At 71.5% G+C, this 26,750-nt stretch carries 20 protein-coding genes; 3 read left to right on the plus strand and 17 right to left on the minus strand.

What is annotated here, in order from left to right; all coding sequences use genetic code 11:
* Window positions 1-12: 12 nt before the first annotated feature.
* Together ACSYGO_RS04480 and ACSYGO_RS04485 are read right to left on the minus strand one after the other, a co-directional pair.
* Window positions 13-999, minus strand: a complete 987-nt coding sequence (locus tag ACSYGO_RS04480) for an aldo/keto reductase (protein WP_426679321.1) — start codon at window positions 997-999, stop codon at window positions 13-15.
* A gap of 71 nt (window positions 1,000-1,070) precedes the next feature.
* Window positions 1,071-1,736, minus strand: a complete 666-nt coding sequence (locus ACSYGO_RS04485; protein WP_426679322.1) for an NUDIX domain-containing protein — start codon at window positions 1,734-1,736, stop codon at window positions 1,071-1,073.
* Between the two features lie 107 nt (window positions 1,737-1,843).
* On the opposite strand from ACSYGO_RS04485, the gene ACSYGO_RS04490 reads away from it, so the two are divergent.
* Window positions 1,844-2,197 carry a hypothetical protein gene (locus ACSYGO_RS04490; RefSeq protein ID WP_345657085.1) on the plus strand — a complete coding sequence of 118 codons (354 nt, stop codon included), beginning with the start codon at window positions 1,844-1,846 and terminating at the stop codon, window positions 2,195-2,197.
* A gap of 107 nt (window positions 2,198-2,304) precedes the next feature.
* On the opposite strand, the gene ACSYGO_RS04495 is transcribed toward ACSYGO_RS04490, so the two are convergent.
* The 4 genes from ACSYGO_RS04495 to ACSYGO_RS04510 form a co-directional block, all read right to left on the minus strand.
* Window positions 2,305-4,197 (minus strand): discoidin domain-containing protein, encoded by a 1,893-nt coding sequence (locus ACSYGO_RS04495; RefSeq protein WP_460385815.1) that lies wholly within the window; start codon window positions 4,195-4,197, stop codon window positions 2,305-2,307.
* A gap of 184 nt (window positions 4,198-4,381) precedes the next feature.
* Complete coding sequence (locus tag ACSYGO_RS04500) at window positions 4,382-4,999, minus strand: LacI family DNA-binding transcriptional regulator (protein WP_460385816.1); 618 nt, start codon at window positions 4,997-4,999, stop codon at window positions 4,382-4,384.
* Between the two features lie 288 nt (window positions 5,000-5,287).
* A complete protein-coding gene (locus tag ACSYGO_RS04505) occupies window positions 5,288-6,160 on the minus strand; it encodes a universal stress protein (RefSeq protein ID WP_426679325.1) in 873 nt (290 codons plus the stop codon).
* 126 nt (window positions 6,161-6,286) lie between these two features.
* Window positions 6,287-7,327 (minus strand): LacI family DNA-binding transcriptional regulator, encoded by a 1,041-nt coding sequence (locus ACSYGO_RS04510; protein WP_460385817.1) that lies wholly within the window; start codon window positions 7,325-7,327, stop codon window positions 6,287-6,289.
* A gap of 340 nt (window positions 7,328-7,667) precedes the next feature.
* Here ACSYGO_RS04510 and ACSYGO_RS04515 point away from each other — a divergent pair, with 340 nt between their 5' ends.
* Window positions 7,668-9,467, plus strand: coding sequence for a coagulation factor 5/8 type domain-containing protein (locus tag ACSYGO_RS04515; protein ID WP_460385818.1), 1,800 nt, complete (start codon window positions 7,668-7,670; stop codon window positions 9,465-9,467).
* 21 nt (window positions 9,468-9,488) lie between these two features.
* Here the strand turns inward: ACSYGO_RS04515 and ACSYGO_RS04520 are convergent, their stop codons facing one another.
* The 7 genes from ACSYGO_RS04520 to ACSYGO_RS04550 all read right to left on the minus strand — a co-directional run bounded on the left by ACSYGO_RS04520 (window position 9,489) and on the right by ACSYGO_RS04550 (window position 19,506).
* The gene (locus tag ACSYGO_RS04520) at window positions 9,489-10,793 is read right to left on the minus strand and encodes an SGNH/GDSL hydrolase family protein (RefSeq protein WP_460385820.1); all 1,305 of its coding nucleotides are present in this window, start codon (window positions 10,791-10,793) and stop codon (window positions 9,489-9,491) included.
* A complete protein-coding gene (locus ACSYGO_RS04525) occupies window positions 10,790-13,165 on the minus strand; it encodes a glycosyl hydrolase family 95 catalytic domain-containing protein (protein WP_460385821.1) in 2,376 nt (791 codons plus the stop codon). Before ACSYGO_RS04525 ends, ACSYGO_RS04520 begins: the two co-directional genes overlap by 4 nt.
* A gap of 56 nt (window positions 13,166-13,221) precedes the next feature.
* Window positions 13,222-15,054, minus strand: a complete 1,833-nt coding sequence (locus tag ACSYGO_RS04530) for an alpha-galactosidase D (RefSeq protein WP_460385822.1) — start codon at window positions 15,052-15,054, stop codon at window positions 13,222-13,224.
* Between the two features lie 68 nt (window positions 15,055-15,122).
* Window positions 15,123-16,040, minus strand: coding sequence for a carbohydrate ABC transporter permease (locus ACSYGO_RS04535; RefSeq protein ID WP_426679331.1), 918 nt, complete (start codon window positions 16,038-16,040; stop codon window positions 15,123-15,125).
* Window positions 16,037-16,972 (minus strand): carbohydrate ABC transporter permease, encoded by a 936-nt coding sequence (locus ACSYGO_RS04540; RefSeq protein ID WP_028799404.1) that lies wholly within the window; start codon window positions 16,970-16,972, stop codon window positions 16,037-16,039. Before ACSYGO_RS04540 ends, ACSYGO_RS04535 begins: the two co-directional genes overlap by 4 nt.
* Window positions 16,973-16,998: 26 nt before the next feature.
* Window positions 16,999-18,312: an ABC transporter substrate-binding protein gene (locus tag ACSYGO_RS04545; RefSeq protein ID WP_460385823.1), complete on the minus strand. Its 1,314-nt coding sequence runs from the start codon at window positions 18,310-18,312 to the stop codon at window positions 16,999-17,001.
* Between the two features lie 18 nt (window positions 18,313-18,330).
* Complete coding sequence (locus ACSYGO_RS04550) at window positions 18,331-19,506, minus strand: ROK family protein (protein ID WP_460385824.1); 1,176 nt, start codon at window positions 19,504-19,506, stop codon at window positions 18,331-18,333.
* A 185-nt stretch (window positions 19,507-19,691) separates the two neighbouring features.
* On the opposite strand from ACSYGO_RS04550, the gene ACSYGO_RS04555 reads away from it, so the two are divergent.
* Entirely contained in the window at window positions 19,692-21,800 is a 2,109-nt protein-coding gene (locus tag ACSYGO_RS04555) for an alpha-galactosidase (protein ID WP_460385825.1), read from the plus strand.
* Window positions 21,801-21,917: 117 nt separating this feature from the next.
* On the opposite strand, the gene ACSYGO_RS04560 is transcribed toward ACSYGO_RS04555, so the two are convergent.
* The 4 genes from ACSYGO_RS04560 to ACSYGO_RS04575 form a co-directional block, all read right to left on the minus strand.
* Window positions 21,918-22,541, minus strand: coding sequence for a hypothetical protein (locus ACSYGO_RS04560; RefSeq protein WP_426679335.1), 624 nt, complete (start codon window positions 22,539-22,541; stop codon window positions 21,918-21,920).
* Window positions 22,542-22,634: 93 nt separating this feature from the next.
* Complete coding sequence (locus tag ACSYGO_RS04565) at window positions 22,635-24,485, minus strand: GMC family oxidoreductase (protein WP_460385826.1); 1,851 nt, start codon at window positions 24,483-24,485, stop codon at window positions 22,635-22,637.
* Entirely contained in the window at window positions 24,482-25,864 is a 1,383-nt protein-coding gene (locus tag ACSYGO_RS04570; protein WP_432176466.1) for a hypothetical protein, read from the minus strand. The genes ACSYGO_RS04565 and ACSYGO_RS04570 overlap by 4 nt, the downstream gene beginning before the upstream one ends.
* Window positions 25,861-26,547, minus strand: coding sequence for a FadR/GntR family transcriptional regulator (locus tag ACSYGO_RS04575; RefSeq protein ID WP_426679338.1), 687 nt, complete (start codon window positions 26,545-26,547; stop codon window positions 25,861-25,863). The genes ACSYGO_RS04570 and ACSYGO_RS04575 overlap by 4 nt, the downstream gene beginning before the upstream one ends.
* Between the last annotated feature and the right edge of the window lie 203 nt (window positions 26,548-26,750).

A 26,750-nucleotide genomic window follows, 5' to 3' on the forward strand; every position in this document is an offset into this window, starting at 1 on the left:
GCCTCGGCCGGCTCAGTGGGCGGCGTCCAGTCGCGCCCGCTGGTCCGGGGTCAGCTCCAGGTCCACCGCGGCCAGGTTCTCCTCCAGCTGTGCCACGGAGGACGCGCCGGCCAGCGGGACGACCGGCAGCTCGCCGCCGATCTGCCAGGCCAGGACCACCTGGTTGGGGCTCGCCCCGGTCTCCTCGGCGATCTCCCGCAGTACGGCGAGCCGCGCCGGGGTTCCCGGGTGGTCGTAGTCCGGCGGGAGCGGCTTGTCGTCCCGCACGTAGGCGCCGGTCAGCAGCGGCGAGTACGCGACGAGGGTCAGGGCGGGCTCGGCCCGCAGATAGCTGAGCAGTTCACCCGTCGCCGCGCCGAGGCTCCCCTCCGGGAACAGGTCGCTCGGCACGTCGCTGCGCGGCCGCAGCAGACTGTGGTGGTACTGCAGGACCTCGTACCCGGGAAGGCCCGCCGCCGCGGCGAGCGCGCGGGCGCGTTCCACCCGCCACACGGCGTGGTTGCTCACCCCGAGCAGTCCGACGCCGCCTTCGGCGACGAGTTCGCCGAACGCCTCGACCGTCTCGCGCGGATCGACCGTGCGGTCCTCTATGTGCGCGTACAGCAGGTCGATCCGCTCCACGCCGAGGCGCTCCCGGCTGCGCTCGGACGCCTCGCGGACGGTCTTGGCGGAGAGTCCTTCGGGATTGTCCACGTAGCCCGTACCGGGGGCGAGCGGGCGCGCGCCGAGTTTGGTCGCGATGACGATCTCGTCGCCCACCCCACGGCTGCGCCGCCAGCGGCCGAGCAGTGCCTCGCTGTGTCCGCCCTGGCTGTCGTCGGTCCAGAAGGCGTAGTTGTCCGACGTGTCGATGAAGTTCCCGCCGGCCTCGACATAGCGGTCGAGCACGGCGAAGGACGTCCTCTCGTCCGTCCGTGAGCCGAACAGCATCGCGCCGAGCGAGAGCACGCTCACCTCGCGGCGGGTTCCCGGGTCGGTGCCGATGGTGCGGTACTTCATGGTGTCCCTCCCGTCCGGGCCCGAAGTCCTCGGGCCCGGAGGGGAGTCTGGAACTTGAAGAGCACTTCAAGTCAAGCCCTCTTGAACGGGCCTTCCAGGGCGGCCCATTGGAGCAGCATGATGGTCTTCGCGTCGGCGATCTCCCCGGTGCGGATCATCTCCAGGGCACGGGCGAAGGGCAGTTCCACGATCTCGATGTCCTCGCCCTCCTCGTCCAGGCCGCCGCCCTCGTGCGTGCGCGTGGAGGGTCCGTACGAGGCGGCGTAGAAGCTCACCCGCTCGGTGACCGATCCGGGGCTCATGTAGACGTCGAAGACGTGGTGGACCTCGCCGACGGTGTGTCCGGTCTCCTCGATGACCTCACGACGCACGGCGACCTCTGGGTGCTCGTCCTCCTCGTCGAGGAGCCCGCCCGGTGTCTCGACCAGCATGCCGTCCGGGTGCCCGTTGACGTACACGGGGTAGCGGAACTGCCGGGTGAGCAGCACCGTCTCGCGGCTTGTGTCGTAGAGCAGGAGGGTGGCGCCGTTGCCGCGGTCGTGGGTCTCGCGCTCCTGGGTGCTCCAGGTGCCGTCGGCGTGCTGGAAGTCGAAGCTGGTGGTGCGCTCCACGTACCAATGGCTGGACAGCAGGCGCACGTCGCGGATCTTGACGCGGGGGTTGCCGGTGAGGTCACGGCCGACGCGGTCCAGGCCGGTGCGGCCCCGGCGGTCCGGGGTGTCGATTCCTGCGGTCATCGCACGCGATCCGGGCAAAGGCGGGAGAAGTCGTTCATGTGCCCTGTCTACCATCCCGGCACGAACATCGAGGCCACACCGGGGCTTCACCCGTCTAGGCTCACGGCATGGAACAGACGGAGATCATCCTGCGCGCCATCGGCGTGCTCACCGAGACCAACGCGATGGTGCGCAGGATCGCCCAGGACGAGGAGTCCGGGGTCGAGTCGGTCGAGACCCACCTGGGCGCCCTCGTCACAGAAGTGTTCCCCCGCGTCGAGGTGCCGGGCGACGCGGGGCCAGCGGAGGCCGGGCAGGCCGTCGCGGACGCCTATCTGCCGGCCGCCATCTCGCTCGTGGGCGCGTTCGCGTTCCTGTTCTCCGAACTCGCCGACGTCCACGACTCGGGGCGGACGGACGTCAAGACCGCCGATCTGCTGCAGGACCTCGCCCTGCGGATGTCCCGGGCGGGCGACGCGTAGGCACGCCGGCGGATCGCGGTGACCGTGCCGGCCGGAGGTACGCGGTGCCACGGCCGGCGCGGGGAGGCCGTCCCGGCGGATCCGGGGCGGCCGTCCCCGCGGACGTGTCACCCCTTGCGTTCGACCCGCACCCAGTCGATCTCGGCCTGCACTCCCCCGGCGGCGACGCGGTCGACGCTGGACTGCGGCAGCCCCCAGTACGGGGTGGTGACCTTGTTCCAGCCCGCCGGGTAGGCGCCACCGAGGGCCAGGTTGAGGATGACGTACTGGTTGTGGTCGAAGACCCACTGTCCCCGGGTGGACTCCAGCTTGTTGCGCGTCGTCTCCTGGACGAGGGTGTCGTCGACGGAGAAGCGCAGCGCGGTCGGCGTCCACTCCACGGCGTAGGTGTGCCACTGGTCGGCGCGGCCCCCGGCCGGGTAGGTCTGCCGGGCGCCGATGTTGCCGTCGGCCGAGTAGCCGGGTCCGTGCAGGGCCGTGCTGGTCCAGTCCGCGTAGCCGATGTTCTCCATGATGTCCGTCTCCCCGGACGCCGGCCATGACACCGACGGATCGTCGACGTTGCTCCCCAGCAGCCAGAAGGCGGGCCAGAAGCCGTCGCCGACGGGCAGCTTCATCCGGGCGCTGACCCGCCCGTACGTGAAGTCGAACTTGGTGTTGGTGTCGACGCGTCCGGACGTGAAGTCGTACGTGCCTCCCCCGGCCTGGGTGCAGCCCTTGCAGTACTTGGCCTTCAGGACGAGGCTGCCGTTCTGGGTGCTGATGTTGTCGGCCGAGTCCACGTACGCCTGCGACTCGCCGTTGACCGGGCCCATCTCCTGACCGGTCCTGACGACACGCCACTTGGAGCGGTCGAGTGCCGTGCCGGTGAAGTCGTCGAAGAACGCCGTACGGTACGCGCCCTGCTGTTCGCCGGGGAGCGCCGGGTACGCGGCGGCGGCGCTGCCTCCGGTGCCCCAGACCTGGAACTCGTAGAGCGAGTAGCCGAACTGGGCCGTGGCGGGCGCCGGGTTGTAGAACGAGCGGCGTTCCTTGCCGAGCATGCGGACGTAGCGGCCGGTCACGGGCTGCGGCAGGGTGACGGTGTCGTGGCGTCCGGCCGCGTCGCCCGGGGCCTTCACATCGGCGCGGCGGGCCGCGACCTCGGCTGCCGTCGGCCGGTACACGGTCCGCCAGGTGCTGTTGTCGTCGGAGACCTGGAGTTCGTAGTCGACGGCGTAGGCGGCTTCCCAGTACAGGTCGACGCTGCTGATGGTCGAGGCCGCGCCGAGGTCGACGGAGATCCACCGGTCGGCGTTCCAGTCGCTGGACCAGCGCGTGGAGTCGCCCTTGAGGTCGGCGGGCCGGCCGCCGTCGGTGGCGAACGCCGGTGAATTGCCCGCGTGCTGGTACAGGTTGGAGTAGGCGGGGTGGTTCAGGGCGAGGTTCGAGCGGGTCGTCGAGGCGGGGGCCGGCTCGCCGCCGTAGATCTTGAAGGAGTAGAGGGAGTAGCCGTAGGGCGTGGCGCGTTCGACGCCGCGCATCCGCACGTACCGGCCGGTGACCTCCTGCGGGTAGGTGTGCGCGGTGACTGATCCCCCCGTTCCGGCGGTCTCGGTGTAGAACGGCGTCCAGTCGGTGCCGTTCTTGGATACTTCCAGCACGTAGCGCTTGCCGTAGGCGGCCTCCCAGTCCAGGACCACACGGTCGATGCGCAGGGTGGCGCCCAGGTCGACGCGGATCCACGCGTCGTCCGCGAACTGGCTGGACCAGCGGGTGGTGGCGTTGCCGTCGAAGGCGAGTCCGGGCGCGGTGCCGGCGTTCTCGCTGCCCGAGGCCGTGACGCTGGCGGGGTTCGCGGCGTAGGCGGTCGCCGCCCGGTCGGTGTCCCAGTTCGCGGCGGCGGCCACGGCGGCGGGCTCGGGCGCCGTGGCCGCCAGGGCCGTGCCCGCGGAGAGCAGGGACAGGGCGGTCAGGGTGGCGAGGGCGGTGAGCAGGGTGCGGTGGGTACGGGATGGCATGCGGCTCTCCTGGGGGAGGTTGGGGGTGCCGGGTCCGTGCGGGGCGTACTCGTGCGGGCGAAGGTGCGCGGGTGCTCACGTGCGGTCGTCGGTGGGACGGCGCGCTGCGCCGGGAGGGGCCGGTGCCGGCGTGCCGCGGTTCCGGGGCGTGGCCCCCGGCGGTCGGTGAGGTGCTCAGGGGCGCCTAGAGCACCGGTGCCGACCGGCGCTCGATCATGGTCGTGGGCGGTACGACCGGGGTGAGCGGCCAGTCCTGGCCTTCGAGGTGGGCCAGGAGGATGCGGGCGACCGTCTCGCCCATCTCTCGCATGGGCCGGCGGACCGTGCTGAGTGTGCGCTCGGTGTGCCGGGCCACCGGAATGTCGTCGAGGACGGGCAGGCCGTCGCGGTGCAGGGCCGTCAGCATGTCGAGCGTGTTCTCCGGCTCCACCACGAGCAGTCCGTCGAAGGCGCGCGCGGAGACCTGGCCGGTGAAGCGCGCGACGGAGTCGGCACCCCGGTTGCAGGTGAACAGCAGCAGACCGAAGTCGGCGGCCTCGACCGTGTCGGCGACTCCCCGGAGCACCTCGCCCATCCACGGCCAGGTCAGCGAGGGCACAAGCATGCCCACCGTGCGGCTGCGGCTGCGGCCGCGGGCGAGGCCGACGGCACCGGAGCTGGGTACATAACCCATACGGTCGATGACCTGGCGGACCCGTGCGGCCGTGGCCCTGCCGACCTCGCCGCGGGTGTTGAGCACCCGGGAGACGGTCGTCTTGCCGACACCGGGCGCCTGGGCGACATCGGCGATGGTCACGGCCACAACTGCCTCCCGGCACACGGGGATCGCGGCTTCACGCGCAGGAACCGGAACCGGTACCGGAACCGGTACCGGCGCTGGGCGGGGAGTCAACCCGAGTGTCATGGTGTCGTCAATAGTTCACGCCAACATTTCCCGGGAGCGCTCTCACGCCCGGCCCCGCCTTCGGTACTTGAACGAACCGAAGGCGGTCACAAGTGCGCCGGTCGGCGCGGTGCCGACCGGCAAGGAGACCTCGGGCGACCCGGCGGCACGGCAGCCATGGCCACCGCGACCCGCTCGCGGCACCCCTCAGGCGTGCGGAACGACCGCCACCGGGCAGTCCGCGTGGTGCATCACCGCGTGGGCCACGGAACCGATCCGCGACCCGACCGCCGAGCGGTGGGCGCGTCGCCCGACCACCATCAGCTGGGCCCGCCCCGCCAGCGACAGCAACACCTGCCCGCCGCTGCCCAGTTCGACGTGCTGGGTGACGGGCACACCGGGGAATCGCTCCCGCCACGGCTGGAGCGCCTCCGCGAGCGCCTCCCGCTCGTACGGCTCCAGCCCCCCGGCCTCGTCCAGCATCTTCAGTGAGCCGGGGCTGTAGGCGAACACGGGCGGCAGGCTCCATGCCCGTACGGCACGCACTGCGGCGCCGCGCGCGGCGGCGGTCTCGAAGGCGAACTCCAGCGCCGCGGCGCTGTCGTCCCGTCCGCCCTGCTGCCCCACGACGATCTCGCGGCCGGCCGCTTCGGCGGGGGCGTGGTCGTCGGCGCGGACCAGGACGACCGGGCAGGGCGCTTCGGCGATCACCTGCTGCCCGACGGAACCGAGGAGGAAGCCGACGATCGTGCCGTAACCGCGCGATCCGAGGACCAGGGCCCGCGTCGCGGCCGCCTCCGCCAGCAGCAGTTCGACGGCGGCGCCCTCCAGGACCTCCGCGGTCACCTCCAGACCGGAGTGCCGGTCGGTGAGGGAGCTCGCCGCCTCCCGCACCATGTCCTGTGCCCAGCGCGCGTGGTCGTCGCGGTCGCCGCCGCCGATCACGTCGTGGGGTGCCCAGTGCCAGACGTGGACCAGCCGCAGGGGCAGCCGGCGACGGACGGCCTCCCGGCCCGCCCAGGCCAGCGCGGCCCGGCTCTCGGGCGATCCGTCCACGCCCACGGTGATCCGGTCGGTCATGCGCCTGCCTCTCCCTCGCCGGCCCACCCGCTCGCCGGTCCCGTACTCGTGCTGACGGTCCAGTGTCCGTCACCGTCGGCAGCGTCCGGCACGGGGACACGGTTTCGGGCGGGGGCCGGGCAGGCTCTAGGCAGACGCGCGCACCACGAGTTCCGGGTCGAAGATCACGGAGGTGGGTTCCGTGCGTACGCCCTGGATGTGCTCGGTGAGGAGCCGTGCCATGACCGACGCCATCTCCTCGACCGGCTGACGCACGGTGGTCAGCGGCGGACGGCAGGCCACCGCCGCGGCGGAGTCGTCGAAGCCGACCACCGCGACGTCGTCCGGCACGCTTCGGCCCCGCTCCCGGAGTATCTGGCACACGCCCTGGGCCATCAGGTCGTTGGCCGCGAACACGCCGTCCACGTCCGGGTGTTCGGCGAGCAGGCCGGACATCGCGGCCATGCCGCTGTCGAGCGTGAACCCGCCCTCCGCGACGGGGACGTACGGATGGCCCCGGCGCGCCATCGTGTCGCGGAATCCGGCGAGCCGCTCCTGGCTCGCCGACACGCCCAGCGGTCCGGTGACCGTGACGATCTTCCGGCACCCCCGGTCCAGCAGATGCTCGGCGGCCATGCGGGCGCCGTCCCGGTGGGCCAGGTCGACATAGCTGAGCGGCACCGGCCGGGACGGCCGGGCGAAGAGCACCGTGGGCACCCCGGCGTCGGCGAGCAGCGCGGGCAGCGGGTCGTCGGCGTGTGTGGAGACGACGAGGGCGCCGTCCGCGCTGCCCTGCCGGAGGTCGTTCAGGGCCTGCTGCCGGGTGCGCGCGGAGTCGGCGAACATGAGCAGCGGGTGCATCGAGCGGGGCCGCAGGTGTGCCACCACTCCGGTGACGACGCGGCCGAAGAACGGGTCGGCGAACACCTGTGCCATGAAGGCGTTCTCCTCCTCGTCGGCCACGTCGCCCGCGCCGGACACGATGAGGGCGACCGTCTCGGTCCGGCGGGTGACCAGTGACCGGGCGGCCCGGTTGGGTGCGTATCCGGTGCGCTCGATGGCCTGCCGGACCACGTCCCGGAGTGCGGGGTCCACGCTGCGGACGCCGTTGATGACCCGGGACACGGTGGCACGCGAGACGCCGGCCTCCCGCGCGACGTCCTCCAGCGTGGGTGCCTGTCTGCTCATGTCCGCACCCTAACGGCCCAGCCCCGCGGGGGTATAGAGCGCTCTCCTGAAGGCCCTTCCCCGGCCCGAGGATGCGCCCGGGAAGGCCGTTTCGATGGTCCAACCGCCGTCTTGGGAGCACCTCTTGAACACATTCGCTGTCCGCGCAGGTGATCCGGGCGAGCGCATTCATCTGTGAACTACCGCAAAATACAACAGAGTTGACGGTTGAAAAGGCATCAATCCGCGGGACTGCTGTGACAACTCTTGACGCTGTGTTCACGCGGATGAAGCATGCATCGGCAAGAGAGCGCTCCCCGCACCTTCCATCGTTCACTTCCTGAACCAGGAGAGTCGCCCCATGCCCCGAATCCCCACAGATGGTCCCGACTCCGGCCGGTCCGCGCCGGCCCGACGGGCCGTTCTCGGAGCGATGGCCGCCACCGCCGCGGCCCCGGCACTGCTCGCTCTGTCGTCACCGGCGTCCGCCACCCCCGCCAAGAAGCCGAGGGCCCTTCCGGGCGGCGGCGATCTCGGCCCGAACGTCATCGTCTTCGACCCGTCGACCCCGAACATCCAGGGCAGGCTGGACGAGGTCTTCCGCCAGCAGGAGTCCGCGCAGTTCGGCACCGGCCGCTATGCGCTGCTGTTCAAGCCGGGCACGTACAACGGGCTCAACGCCCAGCTCGGCTTCTACACCTCGATCGCCGGTCTCGGCCTGTCACCGGACGACACCACGATCAACGGCGACGTGACCGTCGACGCCGGCTGGTTCAACGGCAACGCCACACAGAACTTCTGGCGTTCGGCCGAGAACCTCGCGCTGGTCCCGGTCAACGGCACCAACCGCTGGGCGGTCGCACAGGCCGCGCCCTTCCGTCGCATGCATGTGCGCGGCGGCCTCAACCTCGCCCCGAACGGATACGGCTGGGCCAGCGGCGGCTACATCGCCGACAGCCGCATCGACGGCCAGGTGGGTCCGTACTCGCAGCAGCAGTGGTACACCCGCGACAGCTCGGTGGGCGGCTGGGTCAACGCCGTCTGGAACATGGTCTTCTCGGGTGTCCAGGGTGCTCCGGCGCAGTCCTTCCCCAACCCGCCGTACACCACCCTCGACACCACTCCGGTGTCCCGGGAGAAGCCGTTCCTGTACCTCAACGGCAGCGAGTACCGCGTCTTCCTGCCGGAGAAACGCACCAACGCGCGCGGCACCACGTGGGGCAGCGGCACCCCGCGCGGTTCGTCGCTGTCGCTCAGCCAGTTCTATGTGGCCAAGCCCGGTGTCACGGCCGCCACCCTGAACGCGGCACTCGCCCAGGGCCTGCACCTGCTGCTCACGCCGGGGATCTACCACCTCGACCGGCCCATCGAGGTCAACCGCGCCAACACCGTGGTGCTGGGCCTCGGTTACGCCACCCTGATCCCCGACAACGGCGTCACCGCGATGAAGACGGCCGACGTGGACGGCGTGCGCCTCGCCGGGTTCCTCATCGACGCCGGTCCGGTCAACTCGGCCACCCTGCTGGAGGTCGGGCCCGCCGGCGCCTCGGCGAATCACTCGGCCAACCCGACCACCGTGCAGGACGTCTTCGTGCGCATCGGCGGTGCCGGCCCCGGCAAGGCCACGACCAGCATGGTCATCAACAGCCGCCACACCATCGTCGACCACACCTGGATCTGGCGCGCCGACCACGGCACCGGCGTCGGGTGGGAGACCAACCGCGCCGACTACGGGATCCGTGTCAACGGCGACGACGTGCTGGCCACCGGCCTCTTCGTCGAGCACTTCAACAAGTACGACGTCCAGTGGTACGGCCAGCGGGGCCGCACCATCTTCTTCCAGAACGAGAAGGCGTACGACGCGCCGAACCAGGCCGCCATCCAGAACGGCTCGGTCAAGGGGTACGCGGCCTACAAGGTCGCCGACTCCGTGACCACGCACGAGGGATGGGGCCTGGGCAGCTACTGCTACTACAACGTCGATCCGACGATCGTGCAGCACCACGGGTTCGCGGCGCCGAACGTGCCGGGCGTGAAGTTCCACGACCTCCTGGTGGTCTCGCTCGGCGGCAACGGACAGTACGAGCGCGTCATCAACGACACGGGGTCGCCGACCTCGGGCACCTCCACCGTGCCGTCCACGGTGGTCTCGTACCCCTGACCGCGTGCCGGGGGCCCGGCCTCAGCACGAGGTCAGGCTCCCGAGCTCGACCGCGTCGGCCATCGCCTGCATCCCCTTGTCATTGGGGTGCAGGTGATCGCCGCCGTCGAAGAACGGCAGGACGCGTTCGTGGTCGTAGGGGCTGCGCAGCGTCCGGTCGAAGTCGGTGACGGCGTCGAACAGGCCGCCGTCCCGGATGAACGCGTTGACCTCGACGCGCACGGCCTCCGCCGCCGCGTCCCATTCGGACCAGCCCTTGAAGGGAGCGATGGTGGCTCCGACGACGCACTTGCCGGCCGCGTGCGCCCGTTCCACGATCTTCCGGTAGCCGTCGATCATGTCCTGGGCGGTGACACCGGTGTGGGCCTTGATGTCGTTGACGCCCTCGAAGAGGAAGACCGTGCGGACTCCCGGATGGGACAGCACGTCGCGTTGCAGCCGGTTGAGCGCGCTCTGTCCGGCGCCGTCCGCGAGGACCTTGTTCCCGGAGATCCCCTCGTTGGCGACACCCCGGACGGGGCCGCCCGCCTGCTGGAGGCGGCGGGCGAGATAGTCGGGCCAGCGGCGGTTCAGGTCGCTGCTCGACTGCCAGCCGTCGGTGATGGAGTCGCCGAGCGTGACGACGGCGGAGGTGTCTCCGGCCGCCCGTACGGTGACGGCGTCGAGGTAGTACCAGGAGCCGATCCGTTCCGTCCAGCTGTCGGCACCCTCCTCCGCCGTGTGGTCGCCAGGGGCCGCGTACGAGGTCTGCATGGCCATCCCGTGCCCGGTCGCGGTGCCCTCCGCGCGGGCCGTGTGCAGGCTGACGACCAGGTCGGTCGCGGCGGGCAGCCGGCCGGGCAGCGGGTCGCTGTACGCGGTGGCTCCGGCGGGCACGGTGACGGAGCCCGCGCCGCCGAAGGTCAGGCGCCGGTTGCTGCCGTGCACGAGTTCCGCGCCGGCGCTCTGCCGGCCCGCGTACACGCTGTCGAAGGTCACGGGCCCGTCGCCGAACGCGTTGGAGAGCCGGATCCGGGCCTGGTCCCCGCCGGCGCTCGTGTGCACGACGAGCCGGTAGCTGTGGTCGGCGACCGCGCCGCCCACACGGTCGGCACTGGCGCCCCAGGTGACGACGTCGTCATGTGCGGCGCGGGCCTGGGTCGAGGACGTCCGGGCCGGGGCAGCGGGTGTCCGGGCCGCGGACGCCTGGGTGGTGGGTCCCTGGGCGGTGTGTCCCTGGGCGGTGTGTCCCTGGACGGTGGTCGCGCACGCCGGTCCGCCGACGGCGGTGACGAGCACGGCGGCGACGGCGACAGCCGTCCGGCGCGCTCCCGGGCGCGCCGTCATCGGCCGAACCCTCGGAGGGTCACGGACGCGCCGGGCGCCACGGTGACCTGCCGTGAGGTGCTGCGGTGCGCCACGGTCGTCGTCCGGCCGCCGACGCTGTGGATCCGTACCTCGGTCGGTGTGCCGTCACGCCAGCTCAGGTCGACGACGAAGCCGCCGCGTACGCCGACTCCGGTGACCGAGCCCGACGTCGCCCAGGCGTCGGGCAGCGCCGGCAACAGTTCGAGGTGGCCGGGGCGTGAGTGGACGAGCATCTCGATCATCGCGGCGGGGGTGCCGAAGTTGGCGTCGATCTGGAAGATGCCGCGGCCCTTCTCGACTTCGTAGATGTCGAAGAGGTTGGGTGCCGTTCCGTTGCTGCCGTCCGTCGAGGGGCGGAGGTTGTTCACGACGAGCCGGTACGCCTTGTCGGCGTTCTTCAGGCGGGCCCAGCACAGGGCACGCCAGGCGTTCGCCCAGCCGAAGCTCTCCGTGCCGCGGGCGGTGAGCAGAGCGGTGGCGCCGTCCACGACGGCCTTGGGCGTGGAGTCGTCCGGCCTGATGCGGTCCCCGGGGAAGAGCCCTACGAGGGGCGACAGGTGTCGGTGGGTGGTCTCGCCGAGGTTGTCGGGTGACATCCACTCCTCCAGCCAGCCGGTCCTGTCACTCACGCGGGGAAGGTACAGCCGCTCGCGCAGGGAGTCGATCGTCTCGGCGTACGCCTTGTCCTTCCCCAACTCCTCCGTCGCCGCAAGGTAGTTGCCGAAGAGAGCCCACACCAGTTCCTGCGCGTAGGTGATGCCCTTGGCGTCGAGCGGGCCGTGTTCGGGCGACCAGTCGCTGTCGGCCACGAGCACCTCCTCGCCGGTGTCCGGCAGGGTGGTGGTCAGCAGCCGCGCCTCCCAGAACTCGCAGGCGCCCTTGAGCATCGGGTAGATCTTCGCGAGGTGGGCGCGGGAGCGGGTGTACTCGTAGTGCTCCCACAGGCTGTTGCAGAGCCAGGCGTTGCCCGCCGGGTGCCACCACCAGCCCATGCCTCCGTGGACGTTGGTGGAGATCGCGACCGTCCAGCCGGCGATCTTTCCGGTCGAGTTGCGGTAGCGGTTGCGCGGGTCGTTGAAGAGGCGGTGGGTGAGATCCGTCCACGAGGGCAGCTGGGCGAGGCAGTAGTCGGTGAACGCGTCGAAGCAGCCCGGCAGTCCGGCGCGGTCGGCCATCCAGTAGTTCATCTGGAGGTTGATGTCGGTGTGGTAGTCGCCCATCCAGTCGGGGTCGTTGCCGTCCAGCCACAGACCCTGGAGGTTCAGCGGCAGACTGCCCCGTGAGCCGGAGATCATCAGATACCGGCCGAACTGCAGGTAGGCGGCCTCCAGTTCGGGATCGGGGGCGTCGTCCCTGGCACGGGCCTGGAGGCGTTCCCAGGTGTCGAGGGCGCGCTGCTCGGCGGAGGACGTGCCGAGCGAGAGGTCCTGCTGTGCGAACAGGGCCCGGTAGTCGGCGACATGGGTGCGCAGCAGGGTGGCGGCGCTGTGTGCGGCGGCGTCGGCGGCCTTGGTGCGGGCGAGCCGCTCGGGGTCGAGGGACGGGTCGCGGTAGTGGGTGGCGGCGTCGGGCCGGTAGTTCGTGCCTCCGCTCACCACCACGGTGAGGCTCCTGCAGTCGGTGAAGGTGATCCGCGGGCCGTCGACGCTCACCTTGCCGCCGCTGCCGTACGCCTTCACCGCGGCTCCGTAGCGCAGACCGCCGGGGAGCGCGCCGCCGAAGGACAGGCCCTTCACGTTCTCGCCGTGTGTGCCGTCCAGGGTGACGGTCCCGCTGTAACTGCCGCCGCCGCTCTGGTCGAAGTGCAGGACGATGGCGTCGTCGGGGCCGCTGGCGAACATGCTGCGCCGGTATGCCGTGCCCGAGCGCCGGTACGTGGTGGTGACGAGGCCCTGGGTGAGGTCGAGGGCGCGCCGGTAGTCGTTCACCGCGGACAGGTCGTGGTCGGGGATGTCGACGGTGAGGCGGGCGAGGAGGGTGAAGGATCCGAAGTCGTCGCGGGAGTAGGGGAACTGGCCGTCGGAGTCGAGGGTGCCGTTGAGCCCGCCGGTCCACAGGGTGGCGTCGGTGATCAGGAGGAGTTCCCGGCCCGGGTCGTTGCCCGCCAGGGCGCCCAGCCGGCCGTTGCCGAGAGGCAGGCCCTGCCGGATCATCGAGTGCTCGTCCGCGGGCGCCCGCCACCACAGTTCGTGGTGCGGGCCGGTGGTCGGGCCGGGTGCCGTGGTGGGACGCCGCGGTGCGGCGGAGGCGGTGAAGGCGGGCAGGGAGCCGAGGGCGGTGGCGGCTCCGGCCACGGCGGCGAGGGAGAGCAGGCGGCGTCTGCTGGGGTGGCTTCCGGGTGCGGTGTCCATACGTGTCTCCGGGGCAGGGCGGGGCCCCGGCCGTCAGGTGCCGGGGCCCCGCGGGTTCAGGAGGACTGAGGTACGTCGATCCGGTCGATGTCGGGCGCGTAGCCCGAACCGCTGTCGAAGGTGATCGTGTTGCTGCCCGCCTTGAGCGCGACGGGGACGCTCACGCTCTCGACGCTTCCCCAGTCGCCGGTGGACGGGAACTTGTGCGAGGTGGCCTTGTTGCCGTTCGCCGAGATGTCGGCGGAGCGGGCGTCACCGCTGACGTAGGCGACCTTGATCAGGTAGGTGCCCGCCTTGTCCACGGTCACGTCGTTGAAGCGGAGGCTGCCGCCGAGGTAGAGGTTGCCGACCTTGTGGTCGCCGGAGCATGCGGAGCAGTCGGCCACGGAGGCGTTGCCGGCGAGGGTGTTGGCCGTGGCCTCGGCCTCGTACGCCGTGGTCTTGAGGGCGCCGCCGCGCGGGGTGACGGTGAACAGGCGCGAGCCGTGGGCGGGCAGGGCCTGGGTCACCTTGTCCTTGTAGGTGCCGAGGTTCTCGTGGTTCCACAGGTCGCGGACCGCGGCCTTGCCGGTGAGGCCGAGCGACGCCCAGTGGGCGGTGACGGCGGCGGGCTCGTCGGCGAGGTTGAAGAGGGCGACCGTGTAGCTGCCGTCGGCGTTCTTCGCGGCCCACACCTGCTGCGCGTCGGAGGGGGTGACCGGTCGGGCGGGCGGGGTGCTGCCCTGGTTGACGGCGATGACCTCGCGGTTGGTCAGCAGGGAGACACCGTAGGCGTCCAGGCGGGTGAGGTCGTCGCCGGTGTAGAGCGGGGACTTGGCGATGGCCCACAGGGTCGCGTAGCTCTGGCGTTCCGCCTTGGTGAGGCCGTCCATGGCGCCGTTGCCGACGTCCAGGGAGTCGAGGTCGTTCCAGCCGCCGGGGCCGGCGTGCCGGGTCCAGCCGGGGGTGTCGTCCCAGCGGTCGTCGACGGAGTTCTCCCAGCTGACGAGCGTGTTGCAGTAGCACTCGACGTCGGTGTCGACGCGCCAGCCGTTGGAGTACTTCTTCCAGTCGGCGGCGTGTCCGATGTCGAGCGACCAGGACACCTCCAGGTGGACGGGGCGTCCGGCGGCGGCGATGGCCTTCTGCCAGGCGGCGACGTCGGCAACGTTGTCGTACTGGTCGCCGCTCTTGCCGGATCCCGGTCCGACGCCGTCCAGTTTGAGGAAGTCGTAGCCCCAGTCGGCCAGCAGGCGGGCCTGGGAGTCGACGTACTTCTGGGTGCACGGCTTGGAGAAGTCGAGCTTGTAGGCGCTGTCCCAGCCGTTGGTGGTGCGCAGGTCGCCGTAGACGATGTCGCCGGTGGTACAGCCCTCGGCGTCGTGGATGGGCGACTTGCCGTCGTTGTAGGCCTCCTTCTCCAGGCCGACGGGCAGGTAGATGCCGGCCTTGAGGCCCTTGGCGTGGATGCGGTCGGCGACGGACTTCATGCCGTGCGGGAAGCGGCCGGGGTCGGCCTTCTGGCGGGCGTACTGGTCGAACTCGGGCTTCCAGGACAGGTCGCGCCACCAGCCGGCGTCGATGTTGACGTATTCGTAGCCGTACGGCTTGAGCTTGGCGGCCAGGGCGTCGGTCTGCTTCAGGACGTTCGCCTCGGTGAGGTAGCTGTAGTCGCCGTCGGGGTTGAGGCCCGGGTACTTGGACGACTGCATGCTCCAGCTCGACCAGCCCATGTACGGCTTGGCGGCGAGGGCGGGGGCGTCGGCCGTGGCTGCGGTGCCGGGCGCCGCCGGCGCCGTGACGGGGCCGGCGTGTGCCGACGCCGGGACGGCCGTGGCGAGGCCCGCGGTGAGGGCGAGAACGGCCAGGGTTCTCAGGGCGGGCATGACGGGGTACGAGGATGACCGCATGGGTCGGACCTCCTGGGACGGTGTCAGCGGGGGCGGGGGACGCGGTGGGACTCCGGCGTCGTGGCGGCTCAGCCCTTGCCCGAGCCGATGGTGAGTCCGCTGATGAACTGGCGCTGGAGCGCGAAGTACACCAGCAGCGTGGGGATCGCGGTCATCAGCGCACCGGCCGCGATCAGATTGGGGTTGGTGAAGTACTGGCCCTGGAGGTTGGCCAAGGCCGAGGTGATGGGCCGCTTGTCGCCGGTCTCGACGAGGGCGAGCGGCCAGAAGAAGTCGTTGTAGATCCAGATCGATTCGAGGGTGGCGAGGGCCGCGAACGCGGGGCGGCACAGCGGCAGGATGATCTGGAAGAACTGCCGCCAGACGGGCGCGCCGTCGACGAGTGCCGCCTCGGAGATCTCCTTGGGGATCGTCTTCATGTAGTTGCTGAGGACGAAGGTGCAGAACCCCGACTGGTACGCGATGTGGATGGCGATGATGCCCCAGGCGGAGTTGTACAGCAGGAGCGAGTCGCTCATCCACTCCGGCAGCGGGACGAGGAGGTAGAGGCGGTACAGGGGGGTGATGAGGACCTGCGCCGGGAGGAGGTTGCCCGCCGTGAAGAGCATCAGCAGGACGATGTTCCAGCGGAAGTCGAAGCGGGAGACGAAGAAGGCGACGGCCGCCGAGAAGAGCAGGGTGCCGAGGACCGAGGGGACGGTGATGAGGACGGAGTTCCAGAAGAAGTGCGGCATGCCGGACTGGTTCCAGGCGTCCGTGAAGTTGCCGAGGCCCAGGCTGTGCGGCCAGGAGAGGTAACCGTGCTTCGCCGTGTCGGAGTAGGGGCGCAGCGAGGTGTACACGGCCCACAGCAGCGGGACGAGCCAGAGCAGCGCGATGCCGCCGAGCATCAGGTGACGGCCCGTCTGCCGCCTGGGCCTGCCGGGTGCCGGCCGCGTCCGGGGGTCCCGCACGTCGGAGGCGGGCCGGGTGAGGGTCGTGGTCACTGGTCCTCCTTGCGGAACGTCTGGACGAGGAAGGTCCCGATGGCGGCGAGGGAGACCAGGAGCAGGACGACCGCGAGGGCGGAGCCGTAGCCGATGTGGCTGGACTCGCCGATGATGTTGTCGGTGATGAGGAGGGACAGCAGTTCCATGCCGGGTTTGCTGCCGACTCCGCCGCCGAGGACGTACACGATGTCGAAGGCCCGCAGGGACTCCATGACCGTGACGACCAGGATGATGACGTTGACGGGCTTCAGCGCCGGGAAGACCACGCGCAGGAACGTCTGGCGGCCGTTGGCGCCGTCGAGCGCGGCGGCCTCCTTGAGTGCCGGGTCGAAGCCCTTCAGTCCGGCCAGGTAGAGGATCATGATGTAGCCGGTGTGCCGCCAGCCGGAGGCGACGAGCACGGCCCACAGGTTGAGGTCCGGGTTGCCGAGCCAGTCGATGTGGTGGCCCGGTCCGGCGGCGTTCAGGATGCCGTTGAGAAGTCCGGTGTCCGGGTTGTAGATGATTTCCCAGATGAAGCCGACGACGGCCAGGGACAGCACCATCGGCAGGAAGATCGCGGTCTGGTAGATCCGGGTGAAGCGGATCTTCCGGTCGAGTTGGTAGGCGAGGAAGATGCCGAACGGTGTGGGCAGCAGCGCGGTGAACAGCAGCCAGATGACGTTGTGCCGGACGGCCGGCCAGAACGGCGGGTAATTGCCGAAGATCTGCTGGTAGTTGTCGAGGCCGATCCAGTGGATGTCGGCCAGGTCGATGCCGTCCCAGGTGGTGAAGGACAGTCCCAGGGAGGCCAGTGCGGGCAGCCAGACGAAGAAGAGCAGTGCGGCCAGCGGGATGCCGATGACGACCGCGAGGAAGACCCGGTCGCCGGGGGTGAGTCGGCGGGCGCGGGAGCGGGAGCGCTTGGGTGCGAGAGGGGCGGAGGACACGGTGGGTGCGGCCTTTCCGGTCCTGGTCAGCCGGTGAAGAAGCGGGAGCGCTGGGACTCGATCTTCTTCAGCGTTCCGGTGCCGTCGTCCGGGTGGCCGAGCCACTCGGTGAGGCCGGGCAGGACGACGGTGGAGATGAAGCCGGGGTCGCTGTCGCGGTCGGCGAACTGGCTGATGTGCTTGGCGGAGGCGATGAGCTGGGCGGACTTCTTCTGCAGCGCGTTGTACGAGCCGGTGTCGGCCTGGGTGTTGACGGCGAGGTTGCTGGGGTCGACGCCCATGTACAGTTCCTCGGCCCCGGCGCCGCCGAGGAACTCCAGGAACTTCCGGGCACCGTCGTCGTTCTTGGGCCGGCGGCTGAGCATGAAGCCGTCGGTGGGGGCCTCGACCGCGTCCTGGCCGTGGGCGGCGTCGATCTCGGGGAAGGGGAAGAAGTCGATGTCGGCGCGGATCTTCTCGTCGGTGACCTGCTGGCCGAGGAACAGGCCGATGACGGCCATGCCGGACTTCTTGTCCAGCAGCGACTGGGCAGCGTCCTGCCAGGAACGGCCGCCGGCGCTCTGCTGGTAGTACGGGGTCAGTTCGCGCCACAGGTCGAGGACGGCCACGGCACGCTTGTCGGTCCAGGAGACCTCGCCGCGCATCAGCGACATGTGGAAGTCGTAGCCGTTGGCCCGCAGGTCGAGGTAGTCGAAGGCGCCGAGGATGCTCCAGCTGTCGCCGCCGCCGTAGCCGGAGGCGACGGGCGCGAGGCCGTCCCTCTTCATCCGCTTGGCGAGTGCGATGAACTCGCTCCACTTCGTGGGGACTTGGTAGCCGCGCTCGGCGAAGAGACTCTTGCGGTAGAAGACGGCCCACGGGTAGTTGTACAGCGGAACGAAGTAGTACTTGCCGTCCTCGCCGCGGGAGAGCTGCTTGGTGGCGTCGCTGAAGTTGGCGCCTATCGAGTCCCAGACGTCGTCGATGGGGCTGCAGAGCTTCTTCTTCGCGAAGTACTGCATGCGGTAGCCGGCGAACCAGGTGAAGACGTCGTCCGGGGTGCCCTGGAGATAGGTGGAGATGCTCTTCTGGAAGGTGTCGTGGTCGACGGTGTTCGTCTTCACCTTCAGTCCGCTGTCCCGGGCGAACGCCTTGGTGACGGCGGTGTAGGCCGACTTGGGGGTGGCGTCCGCGCCGTTGGATCCGAAGGTGACCGTCTTCGGGTCGGCCCCCGCTCCCCCGCCGCAGGCGCTCAGCAGGGGTGCGCCCAGGGCGGCGGCGCCGAGTCCGAACAGCCCACCGACCACGTTGCGCCGGCCTGGGCCGCGCGCAGCCAGGTGAGGGCGGCTCTGCTGCGTCATCGTTACTCCTCGTACGTGCTAGTGCGTGTCTGATCTGATGAAGGACTGGATCGCGGTGGCGGCGGCCCCGCGCGCCCACTCCTCGAACGGCAGCGGGCGGGTCTGGACGTCGCACCGCGCGGCCGAGCCGAAGGCGGCCGCGGCGAACGCGTCACGGATCTGTCCGGCGAACAGGTCGTAGGCGGCCAGACCCTCGCCGGAGATGATCACCCGCTCGGGACCGAGCAGGTTGGCCACGGTCGCCAGGGCCCGGCCGATCGCCTCGCCCGCCCGTGCGTACACCTCACGGGCGCCGGGGTCGCCCGTGTGTGCCAGGTCCAGTGCGGCGGCGGCGTCGGCCACGTCGACGCCGGTCGCCTCCCGGACCTGGGCGACGATCGCCGAGTCGGCGGCGATCGCCTCGACACAGCCGCGGTTTCCGCAGTGGCAGAGGGGGCCTGCCGGGTCGATGGCGACGTGCCCGATCTCGCCGGCCACGCCGTGCGCGCCGGACACGACCTGGCCGTGCACCACGAGGGCGCAGCCGATGCCGGCGCCGACGGTGACCAGCGCGAAGTCGGACAGCCCCACTCCGGCGCCGAACCACTGCTCGGCGACGGTCAGCGCCCGGACGTCGTTGTCGACGGTGACCGGAAGTCCCGTGGTCATCTGGGCGAGTTCGGCGAGCGGCACGTCACGCCAGTCCAGGAAGGGCGAGTAGCGCACCACTCCGGCGGCGCGGTCCACGTCGCCGGAGACCGCGATGCCGAGTCCCTGGACCCGGACTCCGAAGCCGTCGGCCTCGGCCAGCAGTTCCTGGACGAGTGCCGCTGTCGAGGCCAGCACCGCCTTGGGGTCCCTGCTGCGCAGGGGCAGGTGCCGGGCGACCCTGATACGGCAGCACAAGTCGGTGAGTACGGCGATGAGTTCGTCGCCCGTGACCTTGACGCCGATGAACAGCGCCCGTCCCCCGTCCACCCGCACCGGGTTGGCGGGACGCCCGAGCGAGGACTGCCGGTCCTCGTCGACGTGCTCGACGAGATAGCCGGCCTCGATGAGGGGCTTGACCGCCTTGGTGACCGCGGCCGCCGACAGACGGGTCCGCCCGGCTATCTCCGACCGGGTGAGCGGGCCGTGGGACAGCACGGTGGTGAAGATCTGGGAGGCGGCGGGGGTGTGGGCCAAGAACGCCTCGGTGCGAGAGGTCGAACGCATGGCCCGGAACCTAGGTCCCTTATTTTCTGCTGTCAATGAAAGAAACAGGATTATCTTGAGACTCCGCTGTGAGGTGACCTCGACCTGCAAAAGACAGATGTACGCGAGGTGTTGACACACGATCGAAGGTCGGGGTTGGCTTTCGGACGTCTCATGGCACGAGCGGAACGTGAGGATCCCCGTCGATGATCTCCTTCGCCCCGGACACCGGGGTCTGGCTGCTGACCACACCGCGCACGTCGTACGCGCTGCGCGTCGACGCCTCCGGGGCGCCCTGCCACCTCGCGTGGGGCCCGAGGCTGACACTCGCGGAGGCGGAGGAACTCGCCGGGCCCCCGCCCGCCGAGGTCAGCAGTTTCGAGGGAAGACCCGGCGTCGGTGAGGAACTCCCCGTGGACGGCGGGACCCGCTACGGCCCGCCGTCCCTCCAGGTCCGTTTCGCCGACGGATCCCGCGCCTTCGAGTGGCAGCCCACCGGGCACCGCGTCCACGACGGTGAACTCGCGCTGGAGTTCCGCGACCGCCGCCACCCCCTGCACGTCACGCTGCACTACCGGGTACGGCCCGACACGGACGTCATCGAGCGCTGGACCGTGGTCCGCAACGCCGGTGACGAGCAGGTCACCCTGGTGCGGGCCGATTCGGCGGCATGGTCCCTGCCCGCGCTCGGCGACTACCGGCTCAGCCATGTCACCGGCCAGTGGTCCGCCGAGAGCCGGCTGCGCCGCGAGCCCCTCCCGCACGGCGAGACCGTGCTGACGAGCCGTCGCGGGATCACCAGCCATCACGCGAACTCCTGGGTGATGCTCGACGCGGGCGAGGCGACCGAGGACCACGGGCGCGTGTGGAGCGCCGCCCTCGCGTGGAGCGGGAGTTGGCGCGTCACCGTGCAGCGCACCCCGGACGGGCGGGCCGGATTCACCGGTGGGGCGGGGCACGACGGGACGACGGTTCCGCTCGCGCCCGGCGAGGAGTTCACCACTCCCCCGTTCGCGGGACTGTGCACGGACGGCGGGTTCGGCGCGGCCAGCCGGGCCTGGCACGCGTACACGCTGGCCCATGTCCTGCCGCACGGCGACGAGACCGCTCCGGTGCTCTACAACTCCTGGGAGGCGACCGGCTTCGACGTCGACGAGGTCGGTCAGAAGGCGCTCGCGGAGCGGGCGGCGGAGCTCGGGGTCGAGCTGTACGTCGTCGACGACGGCTGGTTCGGGCGGCGGCGCAGCGACCGGGCCGGTCTCGGTGACTGGACGCCCGCCCCCGACCGCTTCCCCGACGGGCTGGGGCCGCTGGTCCGGGCCGTGCACGACCTGGGGATGGGCTTCGGTCTCTGGGTGGAGCCGGAGATGGTGAACCCGGACAGCGAGCTCTACCGCAACCACCCCGACTGGGTGCTGCACTTCCCCGGCCGCCACCGGTCCGAGCTCCGCAACCAGCTCGTCCTCAACTTCGCCCGCCAGGACGTCGCCGACTGGGCCCACGACTGGCTGACCCGGCTGGTCGGCGACCACGGCATCGACTTCCTGAAGTGGGACATGAACCGGGCGTTCAGCGAGGCCGGCTGGCCCGGCCGGTCCGACGGCGCGGACCGGCTCGGTCCCGCGTACGTGCGCAACCTCTACGCCGTCGTCGACCGTCTGCGCGCCGACCACCCGGGGCTGCGGATCGAGTCGTGCAGCGGCGGGGGCGGCCGGGTCGACCTGGGCATCCTGTCCCGTACGGACCAGGCGTGGGCGTCGGACAACACCGACGCCGCCGACCGGATGTGGATCCAGCACGGCTACGGTCAGGTCTATCCGGCGCGCACCATGGGCGCCTGGGTCACCGACGTGCCGAACCAGCTCACCGGCAGGACCGTTCCGCTGCGCTTCCGCTTCCATGTGGCGATGGCCGGGGCCCTCGGCATCGGAGGCGACCTCACCCGCTGGTCGGAGCACGAACTGCGGGAGGGCGCGGCCCTGGTCGCCGAGTACAAGCGGGTGCGCCATCTCGTCCAGCACGGCCGGATGGACCGTCTGTCACCACCCACCGAGGAAGGTGTCTGCGCCGTCCAGTACACCGCCCCGGACGCCTCGGAGACCGTACTGCTCGCCGGCCGCAGGACCGCGGGCCACGGCGCCCCGCGTCAGCCGGTCCGCCTGCGCGGTCTCGCTCCGGGAGCGCGCTACCGCGACACCGCCACGGACACCGTGCACCACGCCACGGTGCTCACCGAGTACGGCCTTCAGCCGGATCTGCCGCGGGGAGACTGGGCGAGTGCGCTGATCCACCTGGTGCGGGAACCGGAGGCCTGACGTCGGCGACGGCCCGCCCGGAGCCGAGGGGGCGGCCGCGCCCGGGGCACCGCGCCCCGCACCGGCCGGGCGGGCCCGGCGGGGCGCGGCCGCCCGAGGAGCGTGCCGCGGACGGGATCAGTAGCGCTGGGCCTTGGCCAGTGCGGGAGTCAGCTTGGGTTCCGTGGGCTCCCTGCTGATCACGATGGGCTGCTTGCGCGCGCCCGGTTCGAGGTTCTCCGCTCCCACGAACCGCGTCTCCACGACCTTGCCGTCCGGGTTCTTGAAATCGACCTGCACGGCGTACGACGCCTTCTTGTCGGTCTTGTTGGTGATGGTGACGAGTACGGCGCGCAGTCCACCGGTCTCCGCGGTGGGCAGTCCGGTCATGGCGACCTCCGACCGCGCGTTGCCGCCGTCCTTGACGTCCTTGAGCGCTTTCTCCGCGACGGCGGCCGAGCGCGCGGTCTCGGCGGAGACGGACGCCTCGAACTCCGATGCCCTGGCGGCGGCGGAGGAGGCCGCCGCCGACGCTCTGGCGCTGGCCGACTCGATGATCGAGGAGGCGGCCGAGGCCATGGCGGAGGGCGCCGTCCCGGTGAAGGATGCGGTGTTCGGCGGGGTCGGGCGAGGACTCACGGAGGAGCCGCCGCTGTCGTCGCCCGAGCCGCACGAGACGAGCAGGGAGCCGCACGCGAGCGCTGCCGCCAGGACAACGATCCGGCCGGTGCGGGTTCTGCCGTGGGAAGTACGTGTGCTCATGAAGGCTCGTCCTCTGGCCGCGGTACGGGACTTCCCCATGCTCGGCGCCCGGCCCGGTGTCCGCGAACCGCGTGACCCATTCGGGGTGGTGGGTCAGCCCGTACGGCCGCCTCCTTCCCGTTCGAGGCAGGTCTCCGCGATCGCCAGTGCGGCCGCCATGATGCTCAGTTGCGGGTTGACCTCGGGGCAGCCGGGCAGGACGGAGCCGTCCGCGACGAGGACTCCGTGGACGCCGCGGAGTCTGCCCTCCGGGTCCGCGGGGGCGAGCCCGGGATCGGCACCGGCCGCGGCGGTACCGGTCGGGTGGAACGCGGAGAGGTGCAGGTCGCGGGCGCCGACGCGGGTGAGCAGCTCGTCGAGCTCACCGGCGGAGCGGGCCCGCGGGACGCTCGGGACACCGGTGAGGACCTCCTCGGCCCCCGCCGCGAACAGCAGGCGGCCCATCGCGCGGACGGCCGTCATCAGCCGGTCGCCGTCGCGGCGGTCGAGGTCGTAGCTCACCAGGGTGCGGTCGCGGCCCCGGACCCGGCCGGAGGGGCGGTCGGCGATCATGGCCCCGAGGGTCGCGAGCCGCTCCGAGTCCTCCAGTTCGCGCCGCAGCTCGCGGCCCAGGCCGGGGAGGACGAAGCTGCCCATCCCGGGAGGGCTGGCCGTGGCCTCGATGAGGATCCCGCGGTCGTGCAGTTCCTCGACCCCCGCGCTCTGCAGCACACCCCGCCAGGCGGTGACGGGTTGCGCGAAGCGTCCGGCGACGCTCGTGGCCGGGTGCACGCTGAGGTTCCGGCCCAGGCGCGGGTGTCCGCCGAGGCCGGAACGGCGCAGCAGGGGCGGTGTCTGGAGCGCGCCGGCCGCGGTGACGACGAGCGGGCTCAGGATCTCCAGCTCGCTGCCGTCGGGCCGCCGCACCCGCACGCCCGCGGCGCGCGGTGCTCCGGGACGGTCGTGGTCCAGCAGGATGCGGCGGACCCGTGCGCCCGTGACGATGCGGGCGCCGGCGGCGCACGCGTCGGGCAGGACCGACAGCTGCACGCTCTGCTTCGCGCCGGTGGGACAGCCGACCACGCACTGGCACGAGCCCTTGCAGCCGGGCGCGTTGCGGCGCAGCGCGCCGGCCCGCCAGCCGAGTCGTTCGGCGCCCGCGAGCGCCAGCAGGCCGTTGTTGCCGAGCACGTCGAGCGGCTGGGTGGCCACGCGCAGGGTGCGCTCGATCTCGTCGAGTCGGGGCGGGAGGGCGTCGGCGAGCGCGAATCCGAACCGCCGGCTCCAGCGCGTGAGCACACGGTCCGGAGTGCGGTAGCAGGTACCGGAGTTGACCACCGTGGTGCCGCCGACCGCGCGGCCGACCGGCAGCAGGAGGGGCGGACGGCCCAGGGCGAGGGTGGCGCCTCCGTCGCGGTACAGCTCGGTGAAGCGGTCGAGCGGGGCCCGGCGGCCGAAGGAGGCGGTCGAGTGGTGCTCGCCCTCCTCCAGGACGACGACGCTCAGCCCGGCGCGTGCGAATGTCCGCGCGGCCACCGCGCCACCCGCGCCGGACCCGACGACCACGACGTCGGCGGTGGAGCGCGTGGGCCAGTCCCGTGCCGGGGTGCAGTCGAGGGGCGGGTCCTGGGGCACCGGCGCGGGTGCGGGCAGGGCGGGCATCCGTTCGGTGCCGGCGGCGAGCATGACCGGCACCTTGAGGACGTCGAGCAGCGGGGCGAGCCCGGGACGCGCGGCGAGCGAGCGGAGCAGGCTCTCGCGCTCGTCGGCGCCGAGCGCGGCCAGCCGTCGGCCGGAGCGCAGGACGGCGTACGCGTCGAGGGCGGCGACCGCGGTGTGCACTCCGGCCCGGGCGGGCAGGGGCAGCGAGGCGAGCACGGAGTCGAGCCGGTCCGGCACACGGGCGGGCCACTCCTCGTCGCCGGTGTCCGCGAGCAGCGCGGCGACGAGTCCCGCGGCGGTCACCGGTCGCCCGCCTCGGCGTGCGCGGTGCGGTCCAGGACCCAGGAGGCCTCCGGGCGCCAGCGGCCCCACCAGCGTTCCAGCACGACACGGGCGTCGGCGGTCTCGCTGTTGCGGCACACCGCGCGGGCGCCGTCCGGGTCGCGGTACTCCAGGACGAGGGTCCGCTCGGCGGGCTGGTCGACCTCGACGCGGATGCGGCGCAGGGCGGTCCGGCCGGTCACCGTCCATCGCGGCAGTCCGAATCCGGCGCGGAACCGCCCGACGCCGAGCCAGCCGACGGCCGACCGTTCCGCCCTGCGCGGCCAGGTCCGGCCCCGGTGGCGCAGGCGCAGGAAGACCAGGGGCGGCAGCCGTCGCAGCCCCGGGCGGGTGGACACCGCGGCGACCACTTCAAGGACGTCTCCGTCGCCGAGGTCCGCGTGCAGCCAGGTCCAGCGCTGGGCGTTGCCGTGGCCGTAGATGCGGGCGGAGGCGCCGGGCGCGCCGCGCAGGGTCAACGTCCGGTCACCGTAGGCGAATTCTCCGTCGTAGGCGGCGCGTGCGGCCGGGAGCATCTGCGCCGCGGGCAGCAGCGGACGGCGCCAGGCCCAGCGCGGGAAGGTGAACAGCGGTGACTCTTGCGGGCGTTCGGTCAGTTTCCAGTGGAAGTCGTCCGCGCTGCCGGTCAGGTGCCCGGCGGTGACGGTGACGTCGTCGCTCGTGAATCCGTGCTCCGGCCGGGTCCAGGGGACGGGTCCGAAGCGGGCGTGCCGCACCTCGCCCTCGCGGGGGAAGGCCGCGACCCAGCCGTGGGCCGTCGGTTCGGATCCGTCGGCGGGCGCGGTCAGTTCGTGGTGCAGCCAGACCCCGGTGCCGGTCGCCGGGTCGGTCAGCGTGGTGTACCAGACCTCGGTGCGTCCGGGGGTGCCGTCCCAGCGCGGGGCGAGGAGCTCGCCCTGGGTGTCGCGGCGCGGGAAGCGGAAGCTGAGGAGGAAGGGCAGCAGACCGGTGAGCAGTGGGAAGCGCAGGACGCCCGCGCCGACCCGTGTGTCGCCCTCGTACAGCGTGAACGGCAGGACGGTCATGGACGCGACCGGGCGCCGCGGGGTGACGGACTTCCAGCCGTCGAGGGTGAGGACGCGTCCGTCGGCGGTGAAGGTCAGCCGGTAGCGGATGCGCCTGCGGGCGAGCGGTGACACCTCCAGCTCGCCCTTGGCCCCCGTGTCGTCGGCGAGCCCGGCGATCCGTGCCCGGCCCGTCAGGCGCGCCATGGTCGTCCGGTGCGGGCGGAGCACCGTGTCGGCGTCGGCGCGCAGGTCGAGCCTGAGGCGCCGTTCGCGCGGCTCGGCGTCGAACCGGACCGTGCCGAGCATCGTCTCGGTGAACTCGGTGGCCCTCATGCGAGACCGTCCAGCATGATCCGCTCGGTGGCGCGCAGGTATGCCTCGGCCGCCGCATGCGCCTGTCCGGTGTCGCCCGCGGTCACCGCCGCCACCACCGGGGCCAGCCGGTCATGGGCGGTCCGCGGGTCGGTGAAGGGTCCCTTGAGGAGGGAACGGACGGGCAGATACGCGTTGAAGAGCGTGTTCGTCAACAGGACGTAGACCCGGTTGCCGGTGGCGCGGGCGAGCGCGCGGTGCACTTCGACGTCGGCGAGCTGCACCGCGTCGGCGTCCTCGGCCTCCCGTACGGCCGCGAGCAGCGTGCGGAGTTCGGCGTGCTGTCTGCGGGTGGCCCGCGCGGCGGCCCGCCCGGCGATCAGCGCGCCGACGCCGCGCCGCACCTCGAAGACCTCGTGGACCCATTTGGCGTCGTGGCGCACGAGCATCGGCAGCAGGTCGGCCCCGCCGAGTCGCGCGTAGTCACGCACCCGGGTGCCGACTCCGTGCCGGGTCTCCAGCAGGCCGGCCTGGACGAGACGGCCGAAGGCGTGCTTGAGCGTGGTGCGGGTGACTCCGTAGCCGTCGGCGAGCTGTCGTTCGGGCGGCAGATAACTCCCGGCCGGGTGACGGCCGTCGAGTATGTCCGTGCGCAACCGGTCTTCCAGGACGTCCACGATGGTCTCGCGGGGCAGTGCCTCCACGGTTCTCCCCAAGGTGAGTGGATGAGTGGCTGATCCACTGAACCAGTGAGCGACAGGCGGGGTCAACCCCCAGACCGCAGGCGTTCGTTGAGCCGCCCGCCGGTGAACCGTCTCCGAGCACCACCGGCTCCCCGCACGAACACCGCACCAAGACAAGGGAGTTGGACCGGACCAACTTTGCGTGAATCGTTGACATGTACGCC

It is taken from the genome of Streptomyces krungchingensis, from assembly GCF_054729265.1.

Coding starts and splice junctions, on each gene's coding strand:
- ACSYGO_RS04525 (WP_460385821.1), bottom strand. CDS start 13,165: ATGGACACCGCACCCGGAAGCCACCCCAGCAGACGCCGCCTGCTCTCC.
- ACSYGO_RS04485 (WP_426679322.1), bottom strand. CDS start 1,736: ATGACCGCAGGAATCGACACCCCGGACCGCCGGGGCCGCACCGGCCTG.
- ACSYGO_RS04570 (WP_432176466.1), bottom strand. CDS start 25,864: ATGAGGGCCACCGAGTTCACCGAGACGATGCTCGGCACGGTCCGGTTC.
- ACSYGO_RS04555 (WP_460385825.1), top strand. CDS start 19,692: ATGATCTCCTTCGCCCCGGACACCGGGGTCTGGCTGCTGACCACACCG.
- ACSYGO_RS04510 (WP_460385817.1), bottom strand. CDS start 7,327: ATGAGCAGACAGGCACCCACGCTGGAGGACGTCGCGCGGGAGGCCGGC.
- ACSYGO_RS04545 (WP_460385823.1), bottom strand. CDS start 18,312: ATGACGCAGCAGAGCCGCCCTCACCTGGCTGCGCGCGGCCCAGGCCGG.
- ACSYGO_RS04520 (WP_460385820.1), bottom strand. CDS start 10,793: ATGACGGCGCGCCCGGGAGCGCGCCGGACGGCTGTCGCCGTCGCCGCC.
- ACSYGO_RS04515 (WP_460385818.1), top strand. CDS start 7,668: ATGCCCCGAATCCCCACAGATGGTCCCGACTCCGGCCGGTCCGCGCCG.
- ACSYGO_RS04490 (WP_345657085.1), top strand. CDS start 1,844: ATGGAACAGACGGAGATCATCCTGCGCGCCATCGGCGTGCTCACCGAG.
- ACSYGO_RS04480 (WP_426679321.1), bottom strand. CDS start 999: ATGAAGTACCGCACCATCGGCACCGACCCGGGAACCCGCCGCGAGGTG.
- ACSYGO_RS04505 (WP_426679325.1), bottom strand. CDS start 6,160: ATGACCGACCGGATCACCGTGGGCGTGGACGGATCGCCCGAGAGCCGG.
- ACSYGO_RS04550 (WP_460385824.1), bottom strand. CDS start 19,506: ATGCGTTCGACCTCTCGCACCGAGGCGTTCTTGGCCCACACCCCCGCC.
- ACSYGO_RS04560 (WP_426679335.1), bottom strand. CDS start 22,541: ATGAGCACACGTACTTCCCACGGCAGAACCCGCACCGGCCGGATCGTT.
- ACSYGO_RS04495 (WP_460385815.1), bottom strand. CDS start 4,197: ATGCCATCCCGTACCCACCGCACCCTGCTCACCGCCCTCGCCACCCTG.
- ACSYGO_RS04530 (WP_460385822.1), bottom strand. CDS start 15,054: ATGCGGTCATCCTCGTACCCCGTCATGCCCGCCCTGAGAACCCTGGCC.